Below are 18,010 nucleotides of genomic sequence, written 5' to 3' on the forward strand. Positions count from 1 at the left end.
TTTGGTCAAGGACAAGTTGAGCAGCTTCAAGCTTAAACTCAGGGCTATATGTTCTTCTGGTACGTTTGGTCATTGTGTCACCTGTTCAGTTGTGAGGTGATGATATCACCTCTAATCAGGTGGCCAAATTAACTATGCCACTTCAGTAACCCTCGGTATATTAACCACATAGGTTGGGTTGCCAGTGAATTTACTGGTAAAAGAGAAGTCTTTGACTTTCAGTGAGGCTATTTGTTCGTTACGTCGCCCTGTGGCCTTAAACAATGACAGGGTGGCGTAGCGTTCTGTGGAGAGTGCCCCCTCAGCATATTTGTGGGCAGCATTAAGCCCAATGGCTTCGAACTCGGTCGAACTAAATGGGCCTGTCTCAGGGTCGAGTGATAAAACTGCAACGCCTTTTTCGTTGCCAGATAAGCGCCACTGGTCAGTTAATTTATAGACCGCATCGTCGGTGTTGCCATTAAGCCCAAGATAGCGCATCTGCCGAATAAACCCTCTCACCACAGAAAGCTTGTACTCATCCTTTTTAGGTAAAGCCCCTTTAAGAGCGAGAAAACCTAGTTCCGAAAAGTCATCGCCCTTACTAACCTCTAAGTACAATTTCAGTTGCTTAGATAGGTTACTAGTATGATGAGCAGAGCTGTTTTCAGCAAAATACACCAATGTCTCACGTACATCTTCCGCTACAGCCTCCTTAAACTGCGTCAAATAATCCAGATTAATAGTGATATTGCGGCTCAACACCCACTTATCTTGAAGATAATCAAATTCGAACCCGTTATGGGAAATAGCAAGTGTCACCCTGCCTTGTTGTTTTAACTGCTGAGTAGGCACAGACCTATTTCCTCCATTATTGGTCAATATCTTCATCGTAAGCACCAACAATCCCGTTAATTAAAGTACTGCCTTTTTCTTGCAGTTCCATACCTGTTTCAAACGCACGCTTGTCGTCATGGCGCTTGCTGTACTTTTGCGCCATTTTGGAACCTTCATGCCAGCCCATTAACTTCTGGCGGTCACTTTCCGATTTCGCTTCAGATACCTTGCCTTCTGCAATACGCTTATCGGCATGTTTACTAAACTTGTCATTCCAAGAGTGGCGGAATGCGTGCGGATGTACCCTAAAGCCAACGACTTCCGATATTTCACGGCATATTTTATTAACAGTGGCAGTAGAAAGTGCTTGGTTTATTGAGGTACGGTGATTATGAGTAACAAACAAATAGGGGATGAACTCAGCACCATTGGCATTACTTCGATGATGTATTAAGTAATTATCGTACATATCGCTTAGGCGCTTATCCATGGGCACATGTCGCCCCAATGTTTTCGCTTCAGGTCTATCCGAGCGAGTGTCATCTAAGTCTACCTTTGAACGGATCGTGAGATACCGCCGCCCGTTTTTGGGATGTTTTTTAACATCACTTGGTCGAACTTTAAGTAGTTCACCACGTCGCAGACCTATCGCTTCCAGCATATTAATGATGAGTTGGTTTCGATAGCGAAGTGATTCGTTTTTCCATGGGTTATCGGATGAATCAGGCCGAACAACATCCAGCACCCTCAGGACTTCATGAGGAGTCAGAGATTTATAATTCTCATCCATATTCTCTGTTTCGCCCTCTTTGCTGAATTTTTTGGGGCGAAGATACTTCAGTAATTGCTCAGCCGTTGTATCTTTTGACGGGAAGAGTTCTTCTTCGAGCCAACCAATGTACTCGGCAAACGTGGTCAAGCGATTATAAGCTGTGGCAGGCGAGATATCTCCTTCGTTATCAACAACCATGACCGCCCTGGCTGTTTCCAGTTTTTTAGTTATGGGTGCAAGCGAAACGACATTTTTTGATTTTTGCTTTGCCACATGCTCTCGAAATGTCTTCACCGTGCGCTTTGCCCACTTAACGAGAGACTCCATTTCCTGTTTTGATAAAAAGTCGCCAGCGATACATCGCTGAACAATATCGATATCAAGATAATCACAAATCTCGTAAAGATACCGAAGGTGCTCAAATGCGGTGTAACAAGTGTTACTGGCATCAGACTCATTACGGTGATTTATCGTCACAAACAAGTTGGGATACAGCATTGGAAGGCCGCTATCATCAAGCAGCACAGAATACATTTCACCACTTGCCATTTGTATCCTTTCAATTCTCAAGTCACACCTCCAAACAACGATAAACTTAACAAAAACTCAAGGTACACCATAACCACAAAACAAGCATAAAAAAAGTTTACAGTAGCTACAACACCAAACTGTAAACTTTTTCTTGAAGCCCTTGTTATTATTGACCTAAATCATCAAACTTAACAAAACTGGGTCTCTGGTAATCCTCAAAACGGAATGTCATCATCGAAATCCATCGGCGGCTCATTATACTGCTGCTGTGGCTGCTGAGGAGCCTGCTGCTGTGGTGCCGACTGTTGTTGCTGCTGTTGTGGAGCAAAATTCTTCTGCTGAGGAGCTGCCGCTGGTTGTTGTGGCTGTCCCCAACCACCCTGTTGCTGCTGACCGCCACCCATCGGTGCGCCCATACCCTGACCGCCACCCTGACGACCGCCAAGCATTTGCATCACACCGTTAAAGCCCTGAACCACTACTTCTGTTGTGTAGCGATCCTGACCACTTTGGTCTTGCCATTTACGAGTCTGCAATTGACCTTCAATGTATACCTGTGAACCTTTACGCAGATATTCACCAGCAACTTCAGCAAGCTTGCCAAATAGCGCAACACGGTGCCATTCAGTCTTTTCACGCTGCTCGCCAGTTGCTTTATCACGCCATGATTCAGAGGTAGCAATGGTAATATTTGCTACTGCACCACCACTTGGCATATAACGGATTTCTGGGTCATTACCTAAGTTACCGACTAAGATAACCTTATTTACGCCACGACTGGCCATACTTAACTCCAAATCTGTTCGCGTACTATCAGATTACCAATAGCCGCTTAGTCAAAGTTTATACTTAATCGCGCAGTTTATCATGCTGACACGGTTTAGGCATAGAGCCCTAACCGTGTTATCTGACGCAATTTTTATTCATTCCTCATGAGTGGCTGATCCACAATCAGAAACTCCCGTCAGTATGTATTATGCACGCATTCCAAACACGAAGATGCTCAATAAACACACATTATACTGTATCTTTATACAGGCTGAGCTTTCAAGCTTTTCCTTGCTATGCGATAATGCCGCATCAATTAGTCAGTCATAAAGCTCGCATACCATGGATAAGATCGAAGTCAGGGGTGCCCGGACCCATAACCTTAAAAACATCAGCCTTTCTATTCCCCGCGACAAGCTGATTGTGATTACCGGCCTGTCTGGCTCAGGCAAGTCCTCACTCGCCTTTGACACCCTGTATGCCGAAGGTCAGCGCCGCTATGTGGAATCCCTCTCCGCCTACGCACGCCAGTTCTTGTCCTTAATGGAAAAACCGGATGTCGACCATATTGAAGGGCTTTCACCTGCCATATCTATCGAGCAAAAATCGACCTCGCATAACCCGCGTTCGACCGTCGGTACCATCACTGAAGTGTACGATTACCTGCGTTTGCTCTATGCCCGAGTCGGTGAACCACGTTGTCCGACCCATGATGTCGAACTAGCCGCCCAGACTGTCAGCCAGATGGTCGATAAGGTGCTTGAACTGCCGGAAGGCAGCAAGATGATGTTATTGGCTCCGATCGTCAAAGAACGCAAAGGGGAGCACGTAAAAACACTGGCCAACCTTGCGGCACAGGGATATATCCGTGCGCGTATCGATGACGAGGTCTGCGACCTCTCCGATCCACCGACATTAGAGCTTCATAAGAAACATACTATTGAGGTTGTTGTAGATCGCTTTAAGGTCCGCGATGATCTCCAGCAGCGGCTGGCCGAATCTTTTGAAACGGCACTGGAATTATCCGGTGGTACCGTCGTGATCAGCCCGATGGCCGCAGGTGAGATGGACGAGATCGTTTTTTCAGCCAACTTTGCCTGCCCGCACTGCGGATACAGCATGCAGGAGCTGGAACCTCGACTATTCTCGTTCAACAACCCTGCCGGCGCCTGCGGGACATGCGACGGTCTTGGTGTTCAACAATATTTCGATCCAGGTCGCGTGGTGCAAAATGGTGAGCTTAGCCTCTCAGGCGGTGCTATCCGCGGCTGGGACAAGCGAAATTTCTATTACTACCAGATGCTCAAATCAATGGCTGAGCATTTTGAGTTTGATATCGACACACCATTTGACGAACTACCCAAAAAAATCCAGAACCTAGTCTTAAGTGGCTCCGGCAAAAAAGAAATTGAGTTCAAGTACATTAATGACCGTGGTGATATCACGGTGCGTCGTCATCCGTTCGAGGGGATCCTCAATAACATGGAGCGCCGCTACCGAGAAACAGAATCCAACTCGGTACGCGAAGAACTGATAAAATTTGTCTCGACCAAGCCATGTAGCGGCTGCAACGGCTCTCGTCTGCGCCTTGAAGCCCGTAATGTCTTTATCGCCGATACTACCCTGCCGCAGATCAGTGAGATGAGCATTATCGAGGCACTGGAGTTCTTCAAGCACCTGTCACTGGTCGGTCAAAGAGCCCAGATTGCAGATAAGATACTCAAGGAGATCTGTGACCGCCTGAACTTCCTGGTAAACGTCGGCCTAAACTACCTCAACCTGTCACGCAGTGCCGAGACCCTGTCGGGGGGAGAAGCGCAGCGTATTCGTCTGGCCAGCCAGATTGGTGCCGGCCTGGTTGGGGTGATGTATGTACTTGATGAGCCGTCAATCGGCCTCCACCAGCGTGATAATGAACGCCTGCTCAAAACGCTGACCCATCTGCGCGATCTCGGTAACACCGTGATCGTGGTCGAGCATGATGAAGATGCCATTCGTACTGCCGACTATGTGATTGATATCGGCCCGGGAGCCGGTGTACACGGCGGGCAGATAATTGCCGAAGGTGGTCTGCACGATATTCTTGATGCGCCTGAATCATTGACTGGCCAGTACCTCAGTGGTGCTAAATCTATTGCGATACCGGAGCAACGTATCGAGTTCAACCCGGAAAAAACAGTGAAGCTACTGGGCGCAACAGGCAATAACCTGAAGAACGTTGACGCTGAAATTCCAGTCGGTCTGTTTACCTGTATTACCGGTGTGTCCGGCTCAGGAAAGTCGACCCTTATCAACGATACTTTCTTCCGCATTGCCCACCACCATCTAAATGGTGCAACGTCTGGCGATGCCGCCCCGTACCGCAAGATCCAGGATCTGGAGCACTGCGACAAAGTTATCGATATCGATCAGAGCCCAATCGGCCGTACACCTCGTTCCAACCCTGCAACCTATACCGGGATCTTTACTCCAATCCGAGAGCTGTTTGCCGGAACCCAGGAATCCCGAGCCCGTGGCTATAAGCCCGGCCGTTTCAGCTTTAATGTGAAAGGCGGGCGCTGTGAAGCCTGCCAGGGCGACGGGATGATCAAGGTTGAAATGCACTTCTTGCCGGATGTGTATGTCCCTTGCGACTCCTGTAAAGGCAAACGCTATAACCGTGAAACCCTCGAGGTTCGCTATAAAGGCAAGAGCATCGACGAAGTTCTGGAGCTAACCGTTGAAGACGCAAGAGAATACTTTGATCCGGTTCCAGCAATCGCAAGAAAACTGCAGACATTAATCGATGTCGGCTTATCGTATATTCGGCTGGGGCAAGCGGCGACCACCTTATCCGGCGGTGAAGCGCAGCGCGTTAAACTGGCCCGCGAGCTCTCTAAACGCGATACGGGTAAAACGCTGTATATTTTGGATGAACCAACGACCGGCCTGCATTTCCACGATATTCAACAGCTTCTGTCGGTCTTGCACCGCCTGCGTGATCATGGCAATACGATTGTCGTTATTGAACATAACCTTGATGTGATCAAAACAGCGGACTGGATCATTGATCTTGGCCCTGAAGGAGGTAGCGGAGGCGGCGAAATTATCGCGACAGGCACACCGGAGCAAGTCGCCATGGTTGATGGCTCGCATACGGCACGCTTCCTCAAGCCATTATTGCCAGCCTTAGAACAATAAAACGAAATAAGGCATGACAAATAACATTCAGGCTGGTATCAATCAGCCTGTCTAGTATCAAAATCAGCTCAACAGGCCCAGAATTACCATGACAGTGTTACATGTACAAGGCACCAGGCTGGCAGAACAGAAAATCAGCAAACCGATGGTTCGCCCCTTTCTGACTTCATTGGGTTTTCTGTTTTTGCTGGCTATGCATTACTTTCAGCATAACCCTGGGGGCTCTGGGCTGGAGCTATCATTCAATGCTGCAAGCTGGATCCCCTTTAGCTTTGCCATTGCGTTTGGTTTATTTGAAATATGCCGTCAGAAGACCTGGCGCTATTCACGCCTGACACTCATCCTGATTGTGTGTTGTATCCTACTGACCATCCCGGCTTTGTACCCCAATGCCGTTGGTTCCGAAGTGCTCAACCGATTGTCGGGTCTATGGGCTGGCATGATATTTTTCATCTGCCTGCAACAGTTTTCGTTCAGCCATAGACAACGTCAGCGAATGTTGTGGATGGTGCTTATTGCCGTCTGGTTACAGGCTATACTCGGTTGGTGTCAATTTATCTGGCTGGAACCCGGTAATGCAATGGGTTATGACACAGTAGGAAATCGCCCGTACGGTATTTTCCAGCAGCCTAATGTAATGGCCAGTTTTCTGGCTACCGGCTTGGTTTTGTCCGCCTATCTGCTGGCACGTATTCCGATGTACCGCGGAAAGTGGTCGTGGCAACAGCTTGTCTTACTGCTTACCCCTGTTGTCACTATTCCAGTACTGGTTGTTCTCAGCTCCCGCACCGGCTGGCTGGGTGCCATCGTAGGCGCCGGATTGATGATCCCGTACCTGCGCCGCTTTGCTGCAAAAGCACCATATCGAATGTGGCTGCTGATGATAGTACTTGGCCTGAGTGCATCATGGAGCCTAAGCAGCAGCACAGGTTGGTCTCCCAAAGAAGAGAGGGTAAGCCTAGAAAGCGCACGTTCGATTCATATTCCGCAAGCCTTTAATATGTTTTTGAAACAACCGTTAACAGGTTATGGTTATGGCACCTTTGAAGCCTCTTTTATTACTCAGACAGCGCAGTGGCATCAGGCAGATCATGATCAACACTATGGCATGGCGGCACTCGACCATCCACACAATGAGCTATTGTACTGGGCATCTGAAGGCGGGATCGTTCCGCTCATTGCTCTGCTGCTAGCAGCGGCGGCCGTCCTTGCAAAAATAAAGAAAGCGCGGGAAGGAACCCAACTGGCACTGGTTGGCCTATTTTTTCCGATAACATTACATACCCAACTCGAATACCCGTTCTACCATTCTCTGGCACACTGGGTGATCTTCATCATTTTGATTTATTGGGTGGATAACCTGACCGCTAAATATTTCAGATTCAAAGCGAGCTATGTACTCACCATCAGAGCCTTGGTATTACTTCTTCCTATTGCAACTACCTATTTTATGACAACCACCCTGTACTCTGGCTACCTACTGACAAAATATGAAACAACCAAGCCAGTCGATGTGGATTACCTGCTCAAGGTCAATAACCCTTGGGCCTGGAAAAACCGCTTTGAATGGGATTTGCACGTTACTCAGCTTCAGATTGGGGTGGCATCTAACAACCCTGAACTGATCAATGAATACATTCAGTGGGCAACCCAAAAGGCCGTTAGCTGGCCCCGCCCGGCTCTATACCAAAACCTAATCGCGGCCTATCAGGTACTTGGGAACCCTAGCCAGGCAGAGCAAATAAAACAGGAGGCAATGTATTTATTTCCAGACATTGACTTTAGCTCTAGCAAGGCTATTCCGACATTGACTAACGCTGACTCAGTCACAAAAAAACACAACAACCATTCAGCGATACCGGAACACTCCAATTAGCAAAACAAACAAAACGGCTACCGAGGTAGCCGTTTTTATTGCTGCAACAATTACTTCAGCCTTACTTCAGCGTAGTCTCCAGGGCCTTCAGGCACAGGGCTACATTTTCACTTCTTGCAGCATATCCCATCAAGCCAATCCGCCACGCCTTACCGGCAAGCGAACCAAGACCGGCTCCGATTTCTAGGTTATAGCGCTCTAGCAACGTCTTGCGTACAAGAGCATCATCAACGCCAGCAGGAATATGTACAGCATTGAGCTGCGGCAGGCGGCTTGCTTCATCGACCACAAACTCAATACCCAACTTTTCTAACCCTTCGCGGAGCTCCAAGTGAATATCCCTGTGGCGTTGCCAGGCACTTTCCAACCCTTCGCTCATCAGCAGAACAAGGGCTTCATGCAGCGCATACAAACTGTTGACTGGTGCAGTATGGTGATAACTACGCTTTCCTTCTCCGCTCCAGTAGCCCAGTACCAAACTTTGGTCGAGAAACCAACTCTGCACCTGGCTTTTTCGGCTTTGAATCTTATCCACGGCACGCTGCGAAAAGGTCAGTGGCGACAGGCCAGGCACACACGACAGACACTTCTGGCTACCAGAATAAACAGCATCGAGCTGCCATTCGTCCACCAGCAGAGGAACACCGCCCAGAGAGGTAACCGCATCGACAATCGTCAGACAATCATGCTGACGTGCAAGTTTAGCGATAGCCTCGGCGTCACTTAGCGCCCCGGTAGAGGTTTCGGCATGTACAAAGGCGACAATTTTGGCATCAGGATTTGTCTCCAGCGCCTGTTCAACCAATGCTGGCTCAACAGGCTCACCCCATGCATTGTCGACCATCACCGCTTCGCCGCCACAACGCTCGACGTTCTCACGCATTCGGTCACCAAACACGCCATTACGGCAGACAATCACTTTGTCGCCGGGCTCGACCAAGTTGACAAAGCAAGCTTCCATTCCGGCACTGCCCGGAGCCGATACCGCTATTGTAAAAGTATTTTTTGTCTGGAAGGCATATTGCAGCAACTGTTTCAGCTCATCCATCATGCCAATAAACAGCGGATCCAAATGACCGATGGTCGGACGGCTTAACGCCTGCAGTACCTGCGGATAAATATCAGATGGCCCGGGCCCCATTAGTGTTCGTTGTGGTGGATAAAAACTACCGATTGTCATTATTGTATCTCCCTTTAAAGAGTTCGGTGATTCCCTGAAGTGCTGTCGTAGGGTAGCAATGCGGTGCCAACGGTACGTTTATCTAAGACAGAAACAATCTAAGACAAAAGTAACACCGTTTAGTCTTCATGCAGTTAACCAGTATTAAAGGAATTTCGTTTTGAAGCAAGCTAAGTAGCATTAGCATATAAATATGCCTGCCGTATTTATTGCAATTTTTTTGCATAATTTTCCACATGACCATTGACAACCAAGCAACAAATTCGCTTCAATGGAGATCGTTTTTTGTTCATCCTGATGATTGGAATGTCATCAGGTAAAAATAGAAGAGGAGCGTTACCCAGGTATCTATGTTGCGGGGCCCCACCCCTAGGCAACATTAGAGAGGGGGAGTAACGCCGAGATACTGCCGGACAGGGGGCCTGCAGTATCGGCTATGAAGGTTGAATCCTTCTGGCTGTCACCTTTCACTTATGAAAGGTGGGGAGCTTCTGGTTGTAGCGCTATCAATACGTCTCGCCTACCTGCTCTCCTGACAATTGGACGTCGGGAATATCCTCCCGAGTAAATTCCCTATTTTTCGTTATAATTTTACTGTTATTGGGAGACTTGCTTTGAGCCTTGTAGATAATAATGCCACAGCCTTGACTGTCGCTAAGTTTGGCGGAACCAGCGTTGCCGATTTTACGGCAATGAGCCGCAGTGCCGCGATCGTCAAACAGAACCCAGCCGCTCGCATCGTTTTGATCAGCGCATGCTCCGGCGTTACCAACCTGCTTGTCGAGCTAGCCAACGGCATAAACGATTCGGCCCGTCGCCAACAACTTCTGACTCGTTTAAAGGAAATACACCGCAACGTCATTAGCGAACTGAAATCGCCAGAAAACGTGCTCACAGAAGTAGACAGCTTATTGGATTCAGTATCAATTCTGGCCGAACAAGCTGCCACACAGCCGAGCATACCGTTGACCGATCAATTGGTCTCTCATGGTGAATTGCTATCAACTCACCTGTTTAGCCAGATCCTTAACGAAATGGGCGTCAACACCATCCGTTTCGATATTCGTAACATTATGCGGACCGATAGCCAGTTCGGAAAGGCTATTCCGCAACCAGAGATGATCCGCCAGCTTGCGGCAGCAGAACTACAGCCATTGTTGGAGAACCAGGTTGTGGTCTCGCAGGGATTCATTGGCTCAGACAGCAAAGGGAACACGACCACACTAGGGCGTGGTGGCAGTGACTACAGTGCTGCACTCGTGGCTGAAGCGACAGACGCCTCGACACTGGAAATCTGGACTGATGTGCCGGGTATGTACAGCACCGATCCTCGTATTACCTCGGCGGCCAAACCCATTAAAGAAATCAGTTTTAGCGAGGCCTCTGAAATGGCTAACTTCGGGGCAAAAATCCTACACCCCTCGACATTGGTCCCGGCTATTCGCCAGCAGATCCCAGTATTTATCGGTTCATCCAAAGCTCCAGAGCAAGGTGGGACATGGATCCGTGAAAGTGTTAGTGAAGCGCCGCTATTTCGCGCACTGGCCCTACGCTGCAACCAAACGATGGTTACGCTAACCAGCCTGAATATGTTCCATGCCTATGGCTTTCTGGCCGAGGTGTTCCGCATTCTTGCCGAACATAAAGTTTCAGTGGATCTTATCACCACCTCGGAGGTGAGCGTCTCGCTAACACTGGATCAAACAGACACGGGAGGCGGCGCTCCGACACTACCAGAAAAGGCCGTCAAAGAGCTCAATAGGCTATGCCGCGTTGAGGTTGAACAAGGCCTATGTCTAGTCGCGCTTATCGGTAACCAAATGAGCAGTACAAAAGGGTCGGCAAAACAAATATTCGGGACATTGGAAGACTACAACCTACGGATGATTTGCTACGGTGCCAGCCCGCACAACCTCTGCTTCCTGGTTAAGGAGCAAGATGCAAAGTCCGTGGTGAAAACACTCCATAAAAAAATTCTCGAGTAATTATATCGCCCCCCCCAATAGACTAAAAGAGGGCGCTACTAGGCGCCTTCTTCATGTTTATATTGTTGGTTTTTCCTAATTTAAAAGTTAGGACCCAGCCATTTTTCAGCTTCAACCAAATCCCAACCTTTACGTTCAGCATAACTATCACGCTGATCAGCTTGTATCTGTGCCACCGCAAAGTAGCGCGACTCCGGATGAGAGAAATACCACCCCGAAACTGCTGCACCCGGCCACATCGCAAAGCTTTCAGTCAGTATCATTCCCGTATTCAACTCGGCATCCAATAGTTTCCAAATCTCGCCCTTCTCGGTGTGTTCAGGACACGCAGGATAGCCCGGCGCAGGACGAATACCTTGATACTTCTCACGGATCAGATCGTCATTACCCAGATCTTCATCGGCTGCATAGCCCCAAATTTCCTTGCGAACCACTTTATGCATGTACTCTGCAAACGCTTCAGCCAAACGATCGGCGACAGCCTGAATCATAATGGCGCTGTAATCATCGCCCTTAGCCTTAAATTGCTTTGCAATATCATATTCCCCAATACCACCAGTAACCGCAAAAGCGCCTATCCAGTCAGCCTTGCCACTTTCTTTCGGCGCAATATAATCCGACAAACAGTAGTTTGGTCCTTTCGGTTTATTCGTTTGCTGACGTAACCCCCGTAACGTTGTCAGTACCTCCGTACGAGAGTCATCAGTATAAACTTCAATATCATCACCGATATTATTGGCAGGAAATAACCCGCACACGCCATTAGCCTTGATCATGCCGGTTTGCTCGATTTCATCCAGTAGTTTATTGGCATCATCAAACAATCGCTGTGCTTCTTCACCTACGACCTCATGACGCAAGATAGTTGGGTACTTGCCACTAAGCGACCAGGTCATAAAGAAAGGGGTCCAATCGATATAGTTACGTAATGTTGATATCGGAAAATCTTTGAACGTATGGATCCCGCCTTTCGCCGGAACCGGTGGCTGATAAGCCTCCCAATCAATGGCGACCTTGTTGGCTTGGGCTTCTTCCAAGGAGATCGGAGCTGTACGCGGTTTTTTGCGCGCATGTTGATCCCGCACCACCTCGTACTCTTTATCCAGACGCTCGACAAATGCAGGGCGTTTTTCATCAGAGAGCAAGGCAGAACAGACCCCTACAGCACGAGAAGCATTTGATACATAAACCACAGGAGCATGATAATTCTCTTCAATTTTCACCGCAGTATGTGCTTTGGAGGTAGTGGCTCCGCCAATTAACAAGGGTAAATCAAAACCCTGGCGCTCCATCTCTTTGGCAACGTGTACCATTTCATCCAAGGACGGAGTGATCAGACCACTCAAGCCGATAATGTCGACGTTTTCCTCTTTTGCGACTTTCAGGATCTTATCGCATGAGACCATCACACCAAGATCAATGATTTCATAATTGTTGCACTGCAGTACTACGCCAACAATATTCTTCCCAATATCATGAACATCGCCTTTTACCGTCGCCATCAAGATCTTGCCGTTTGTACTACCGGCCTGTTTTTCAGCATTAATATACGGCTCAAGGTAACCAACCGCCTGTTTCATGACACGGGCTGACTTCACGACCTGCGGCAAGAACATCTTCCCCTCACCAAACAAGTCTCCGACAATATTCATTCCGGCCATCAGCGGGCCTTCAATCACTTCTAGTGGCTTACTGGCCTTTTGGCGAGCTTCTTCAGTATCTTCGACAATAAATTCCGTAATACCTTTGACCAACGCATGAGACAAGCGCTTTTCGACATCCCAGCCACGCCACTCTTGGGCACTGCGATCTTCTTCCACCGTACCACTGTCACGATACTTGCCGGCAATATCCAACAAACGCTCAGTACTGTCGTCACGGCGGTTAAGTACGACATCTTCCACTGCCTCTCGAAGTTCATCAGGTAAGTCATCATAAATAGCCAACTGACCGGCATTCACTATTCCCATATCCATGCCATTCTTAAAGCAATGGTATAAGAACACAGCATGAATTGCCTCTCGAACCGGATTATTACCCCGAAACGAGAATGACACATTGGATACACCACCTGAAACCATGGCATATGGCAAAGTACGCTTGATGTCACCAACGGCCTCGATAAAATCAACAGCGTAGTTATTGTGTTCATCAATACCCGTAGCGACAGCAAAAATATTCGGGTCAAAGATAATATCTTCAGGTGGGAAGCCCACCTCATCAACCAACACGCGGTAGGCATCAGTACAGATTTCAATTTTCCGCTCGCGTGTATCCGCCTGACCGACTTCATCAAATGCCATCACGATCACAGCCGCTCCATAGCGACGGAGCAGCTTGGCCTGGGCAACGAACTTTTCCTTGCCTTCCTTGAGCGAGATTGAGTTAACGATGGGTTTACCCTGCACACACTTCAAGCCAGCTTCAATCACTTCCCATTTGGAGGAATCGACCATAATCGGAACTTTTGATATCTCAGGCTCAGTCGCACAAAGGTTGAGAAAGCGAACCATCGCAGCCTCTGCATCTAGCATTCCTTCATCCATATTAATATCGATGATCTGCGCCCCAGCTTCTACCTGCTGGCGAGCCACTTCTAACGCTTCATCATAGAGCTCTTCTTTAATCAGGCGTTTGAAGCGAGCCGAACCGGTCACGTTGGTTCGTTCTCCGACATTAATAAACAAGGTGTCGGCGTCAATAGTCAGCGGCTCTAGGCCAGAAAGCCGACAGGCAACAGGAAGTTCAGGAAGCTGGCGAGGTGTAACATCACGAGTCACTTCGGCCATTTGACGAATATGCTCAGGAGTTGTACCGCAACATCCACCGACTAAGTTCAAAAAACCACTCTGCGCCCACTCTTTGATATGCTCGGCCATATCCTCAGGGCTCAGATCATATTCACCAAAAGCGTTAGGCAGGCCGGCATTCGGGTGAGCAGAAACAGCACACTCAGAGATCCGTGATAATTCATCGATATACTGACGAAGTTCATCAGGGCCCAAGGCACAATTCAAACCAAATGAAATAGGCTTAACATGACGAAGGGAGTTGTAGAATGCCTCGGTTGTCTGCCCTGAGAGTGTACGTCCAGAGGCATCGGTAATCGTACCCGAGATCATTACTGGCAATTCAAAGCCAAGCTCTTCAAAAACACTTTCAACAGCGAATGAACAAGCTTTTGCATTCAAGGTATCAAAGATCGTTTCGATCAAAATTAAATCAGAGCCGCCTTCAATCAATGCTCGGGTTGATTCTGAATATGCCTCGACCAACTGATCAAAGGTCACATTCCGAAAACCAGGATCGTTAACATCCGGCGAGATGGAACATGTGCGGTTGGTAGGACCGAGGACACCGGCAACAAAGCGAGGTTTATCCGGTGTTTTTGCCGTCCATTCGTCAGCAGCCTGGCGGGCTAGGCGAGCAGCTTCAACGTTGATCTCTGCACTTAGGCTTTCCATATCATAGTCAGCCATTGCAATCGTAGTCGCATTAAAAGTATTCGTTTCCAGAATATCCGCACCAGCCTCTAAATAGGCACAATGGATATCCTTGATCAGTTGGGGTTGTGTCAGCACCAATAGATCATTGTTACCTTTAAGATCAGAATGCCAATCAGCAAAGCGTGTACCACGATAATCATCTTCTTCCAGCTTGTAACCTTGAATCATGGTGCCCATGCCACCATCAATGATCAGGATTTGCTGCTCAAGTCGCTTCTGTAATAATTCCTTTCCCTTTAACACCACACTACTTCCCTTCTCTAATTTTACAGCTGAATAACATCCTACCACAGTCCATATGGAAATCTAGACGTCTAAAGTTGTTTTCGATACCAAAAACAAAACCAGAATATAGGAAAGTTTTCTATAGCTATCACCGCGTGATGGATTTATATTTTGTCACAATTTCACTCTTTACTCTTAACCACATAGAGGTTGACGCATGTCGGTCTATAGCACCCTTTGCTTCCTTGCAGCTGCAGCAATGATAATTGCATTCATAAACAGCAAAATAGGAAAAATGCAGACAACTATCGCCATCACTGCCGGTGCACTGGTGTTGTCACTAGGTATTGTTATCGCAGGTCAAAATGGCTGGTTCCACCTTGAAGATATTGCCGCCGAGCAACTTGGTGAAATCAACTTTGAGAGTTTTCTGCTAAAAGGGATCCTTGGCTTCTTGCTGTTCGCTGGTGGATTGGGAATTAAACTGCCCAACCTTGAAGATCAAAAATGGGAAATAACAGTATTGGCTCTGGCAGCTACACTGTTCTCTACTTTCTTCATTGGTTTTTCGCTATGGGGGATCTGTCAGCTTCTCGGTATTCACTTTGATCTAATCTATTGCCTGATCTTCGGCTCATTAATTTCACCAACCGATCCGATTGCAGTATTGGCTATTGTTAAAAAGCTCGATGCTCCACGACGTATCTCAACCCAAATTGAAGGTGAATCACTGTTTAACGATGGGTTTGGACTGGTTATTTTCGTTACCTTGTTCGCCATTGCCTTCGGCAATGAAACGCCTACCGTATTGGGGGTTGGCCAACTGTTTCTTCAGGAAGCTATTGGTGGGATCGTCTATGGTTTTGCCCTAGGCCTGCTATTCCACTACCTAATTAGCTCAACCGATGACCATTCAATGGAGCTGCTACTGACTTTGGGGATTCCGACTGCAGGCTATGTTTTCGCTGATGTCATCCATGTATCCGGACCACTGGCCATGGTGGTTTCTGGAATCATGATTGGAAACTGGACCCGCTATATCGGTTTTTCAAAAGAGAGTGAAGAGCATCTTGATCACTTCTGGGAACTCGTTGACGAATTCCTCAACGGCGTATTATTCCTGTTGATAGGTATGAGCATGCTACAATTCAGCTTCCATCAGGAAGACTGGATATTGATGATAATTGCCATTCCTTTGGTATTACTCAGCCGCTATTTAAGTATCAAGCTGTCGTATATGAGCTTCGAGCGTTACCGTGAATATAACCCACTTTCGGTGAGAATCCTGACTTGGGGAGGTTTACGAGGTGGTCTTGCCCTAGCTATGGCAATGGCTATACCTGCTGGTGTTACAATCATTCCCGAAAAGAGTATTGATGTCAGGGAAATCATTCTGGTGATGACCTACGCTGTTGTCGTATTCTCGATTCTTATACAAGGGTCAACCATTACCCCTCTTATCAACAAAGCCAAAGTATGGGAAGCCGGAAATAAATAACCGCTTAAAAAAAGACCTGCAAATGCAGGTCTTTTCTATCTACACTCAGCCCAATCAATCATCTTTGGTAAAGTTAGCTTCCGAGAAGTGAGCCAGATCATAAGGTGTTTGCTGGTAAACACAGTAATTAAGCCAATTGGCAAATAGCAAATGACCATGGCTGCGCCAGCTAGCGACAGGGGAGTTCTGCGGATCATCCCCCGGATAGTAATTCACCGGAATACTCGGCTCCATCCCTTCACCTAAATCCCGCAAGTACTCATTGTGCAAGGTATTAACATCATATTCAGGGTGACCTGTCACGAAAACATTTCGCTTATCTTTCGTTGAAGCTAAATAGACTCCCGCTTGCTCAGATGTCACCAAAATATCAAGATCGGTATGCTCTGCCAGATACTCTGGTGAAAAATCAGCGTATCGAGAGTGTGGCGCTAAAAATGAATCATCAAAGCCACGGAGCATTGGATGATGACAATCATGTGTCTGATGAAAGTAGATCCCTGACAGTTTCTCTCTACGAGTTCGTTTGGGTAAATCATACAGCAATTTCAAACCCGCTTGAGCTGCCCAGCATACAAACAACGTTGATGTCACATGCTCCTTGGCCCAATTCATAATTGTTTGAATTTCTTCCCAATACAGAACATCTTCAAACTGTACTAGTCCCAAAGGCGCACCTGTTACAATCAAGCCATCATAGTTGCGATCTTTGACCATCTCAAATTGGCGGTAAAACGTATCTAGATGTTTTGTCGGAGTGTTTTTAGTTGGGCGGTTATCAATTCGTAATAGCTCCACATCAACCTGCAAAGGGCTATTTGAAAGTAGACGCAAAAACTGAGTTTCTGTCTCAATTTTCTTTGGCATCAGGTTTAACAACAATACTTTTAGTGGACGTATTTCCTGACTCGCCGCACGAGCTTCCGACATTACAAAGATATTCTCGCTGCGTAAGATATCTGTTGCTGGTAATTGGTCAGGAATTTTAATCGGCATTTTGGTTTACTCCTTAAACGTTATACCGAACGAAACTATCTTCTTTAAGACTATCACCATAAGGTGAACAACCATTTTAAGATGTTTAGACGTCCAGATCTCTAAATGAAACTATATAAATTTAGTCTAAGGTGCAAGATAAAGTGTATTAAAAGAATTGTAGATAATGGAGAGAAGATGAGAAAAATTAATAAAGAGATTTTAAAGTGCCAGAAACGAGAAAACCCAGCCAAAGGCTGGGTTTTAAAAAGGTGTTCAGCAATGACCTACTCTCACATGGGGAGACCCCACACTACCATCGGCGCTACAACGTTTCACTACTGAGTTCGGCATGGGATCAGGTGGGACCATTGTGCTATTGTCGCTGAACAAAATAATGGTGCTAGTACCCAGATTCGAACTGGGGACCTCACCCTTACCAAGGGTGCGCTCTACCAACTGAGCCATACCAGCACACAATTTTGTTATGAAGCTCGTTATTACAAACTTCTAAAATTTGAAGCCTGGCGATGTCCTACTCTCACATGGGGAGACCCCACACTACCATCGGCGCTATTACGTTTCACTACTGAGTTCGGCATGGGATCAGGTGGGTCCATAATGCTATGGTCGCCAAGCAAATTCTGGTTTATTCACCGCCGTCAGGCAGCAAATAGCAATCTGGGAAAGTTAACTAG

At 47.3% G+C, this 18,010-nt stretch carries 10 protein-coding genes, 1 tRNA gene, 2 rRNA genes and 1 riboswitch; of the genes, 4 read left to right on the top strand and 9 right to left on the bottom strand.

Features of this window, described 5'->3' with window-relative positions; all coding sequences use genetic code 11:
* Nucleotides 1-132 precede the first annotated feature (132 nt).
* The 3 genes from EDI28_RS25035 to EDI28_RS25045 form a co-directional block, all read right to left on the bottom strand.
* Nucleotides 133-870 (bottom strand): hypothetical protein, encoded by a 738-nt coding sequence (locus tag EDI28_RS25035; protein WP_128786587.1) that lies wholly within the window; start codon nt 868-870, stop codon nt 133-135.
* A complete protein-coding gene (locus EDI28_RS25040) occupies nt 851-2,137 on the bottom strand; it encodes a tyrosine-type recombinase/integrase (RefSeq protein ID WP_199287495.1) in 1,287 nt (428 codons plus the stop codon). The genes EDI28_RS25035 and EDI28_RS25040 overlap by 20 nt, the downstream gene beginning before the upstream one ends.
* 197 nt (nt 2,138-2,334) lie before the next feature.
* Nucleotides 2,335-2,904 (bottom strand): single-stranded DNA-binding protein, encoded by a 570-nt coding sequence (locus tag EDI28_RS25045; RefSeq protein WP_128786589.1) that lies wholly within the window; start codon nt 2,902-2,904, stop codon nt 2,335-2,337.
* 325 nt (nt 2,905-3,229) lie between these two features.
* Between EDI28_RS25045 and uvrA the strand changes: the two genes are divergently transcribed.
* Nucleotides 3,230-6,067 (top strand): excinuclease ABC subunit UvrA, encoded by a 2,838-nt coding sequence (gene uvrA / locus EDI28_RS25050; RefSeq protein WP_128786590.1) that lies wholly within the window; start codon nt 3,230-3,232, stop codon nt 6,065-6,067.
* A gap of 88 nt (nt 6,068-6,155) precedes the next feature.
* Nucleotides 6,156-7,943 (top strand): PglL family O-oligosaccharyltransferase, encoded by a 1,788-nt coding sequence (locus tag EDI28_RS25055; RefSeq protein ID WP_128786591.1) that lies wholly within the window; start codon nt 6,156-6,158, stop codon nt 7,941-7,943.
* 61 nt (nt 7,944-8,004) lie between these two features.
* Here EDI28_RS25055 and EDI28_RS25060 read toward each other — a convergent pair whose 3' ends face one another.
* Nucleotides 8,005-9,123, bottom strand: a complete 1,119-nt coding sequence (locus tag EDI28_RS25060) for a pyridoxal-phosphate-dependent aminotransferase family protein (RefSeq protein WP_128786592.1) — start codon at nt 9,121-9,123, stop codon at nt 8,005-8,007.
* Nucleotides 9,124-9,441: 318 nt separating this feature from the next.
* A riboswitch (Lysine riboswitch) is annotated at nt 9,442-9,622 on the top strand.
* Nucleotides 9,623-9,737: 115 nt separating this feature from the next.
* On the opposite strand from EDI28_RS25060, the gene lysC reads away from it, so the two are divergent.
* Nucleotides 9,738-11,108 (top strand): lysine-sensitive aspartokinase 3, encoded by a 1,371-nt coding sequence (gene lysC / locus EDI28_RS25065; protein ID WP_128786593.1) that lies wholly within the window; start codon nt 9,738-9,740, stop codon nt 11,106-11,108.
* Between the two features lie 80 nt (nt 11,109-11,188).
* On the opposite strand, the gene metH is transcribed toward lysC, so the two are convergent.
* On the bottom strand, nt 11,189-14,860 hold the full coding sequence (gene metH, locus EDI28_RS25070; RefSeq protein WP_128786594.1) for a methionine synthase: 3,672 nt from the start codon (nt 14,858-14,860) through the stop codon (nt 11,189-11,191).
* Between the two features lie 196 nt (nt 14,861-15,056).
* Between metH and EDI28_RS25075 the strand changes: the two genes are divergently transcribed.
* Nucleotides 15,057-16,337: a cation:proton antiporter gene (locus tag EDI28_RS25075; protein WP_128786595.1), complete on the top strand. Its 1,281-nt coding sequence runs from the start codon at nt 15,057-15,059 to the stop codon at nt 16,335-16,337.
* 54 nt (nt 16,338-16,391) lie between these two features.
* Here the strand turns inward: EDI28_RS25075 and metA are convergent, their stop codons facing one another.
* From metA to rrf (EDI28_RS25095), 4 genes are all read right to left on the bottom strand, one after another.
* Nucleotides 16,392-17,333 (bottom strand): homoserine O-acetyltransferase MetA, encoded by a 942-nt coding sequence (gene metA / locus EDI28_RS25080; RefSeq protein WP_128786596.1) that lies wholly within the window; start codon nt 17,331-17,333, stop codon nt 16,392-16,394.
* A gap of 253 nt (nt 17,334-17,586) precedes the next feature.
* Nucleotides 17,587-17,702 (bottom strand): 5S ribosomal RNA (gene rrf, locus EDI28_RS25085).
* An 8-nt stretch (nt 17,703-17,710) separates the two neighbouring features.
* Nucleotides 17,711-17,786, bottom strand: a tRNA-Thr gene (locus EDI28_RS25090).
* Nucleotides 17,787-17,834: 48 nt separating this feature from the next.
* A 5S ribosomal RNA gene (gene rrf / locus EDI28_RS25095) occupies nt 17,835-17,950 on the bottom strand.
* Nucleotides 17,951-18,010 lie beyond the last annotated feature (60 nt).

This window comes from Photobacterium chitinilyticum, assembly GCF_004104355.1.
Lineage (GTDB): Bacteria > Pseudomonadota > Gammaproteobacteria > Enterobacterales > Vibrionaceae > Photobacterium > Photobacterium chitinilyticum.

Excerpts from the sequence above, each read along its gene's own strand:
- EDI28_RS25035 (WP_128786587.1), bottom strand. The coding sequence starts at position 870 with ATGAAGATATTGACCAATAATGGAGGAAATAGGTCTGTGCCTACTCAG.
- EDI28_RS25040 (WP_199287495.1), bottom strand. The coding sequence starts at position 2,137 with ATGGCAAGTGGTGAAATGTATTCTGTGCTGCTTGATGATAGCGGCCTT.
- EDI28_RS25045 (WP_128786589.1), bottom strand. The coding sequence starts at position 2,904 with ATGGCCAGTCGTGGCGTAAATAAGGTTATCTTAGTCGGTAACTTAGGT.
- uvrA (WP_128786590.1), top strand. The coding sequence starts at position 3,230 with ATGGATAAGATCGAAGTCAGGGGTGCCCGGACCCATAACCTTAAAAAC.
- EDI28_RS25055 (WP_128786591.1), top strand. The coding sequence starts at position 6,156 with ATGACAGTGTTACATGTACAAGGCACCAGGCTGGCAGAACAGAAAATC.
- EDI28_RS25060 (WP_128786592.1), bottom strand. The coding sequence starts at position 9,123 with ATGACAATCGGTAGTTTTTATCCACCACAACGAACACTAATGGGGCCC.
- EDI28_RS25075 (WP_128786595.1), top strand. The coding sequence starts at position 15,057 with ATGTCGGTCTATAGCACCCTTTGCTTCCTTGCAGCTGCAGCAATGATA.
- metA (WP_128786596.1), bottom strand. The coding sequence starts at position 17,333 with ATGCCGATTAAAATTCCTGACCAATTACCAGCAACAGATATCTTACGC.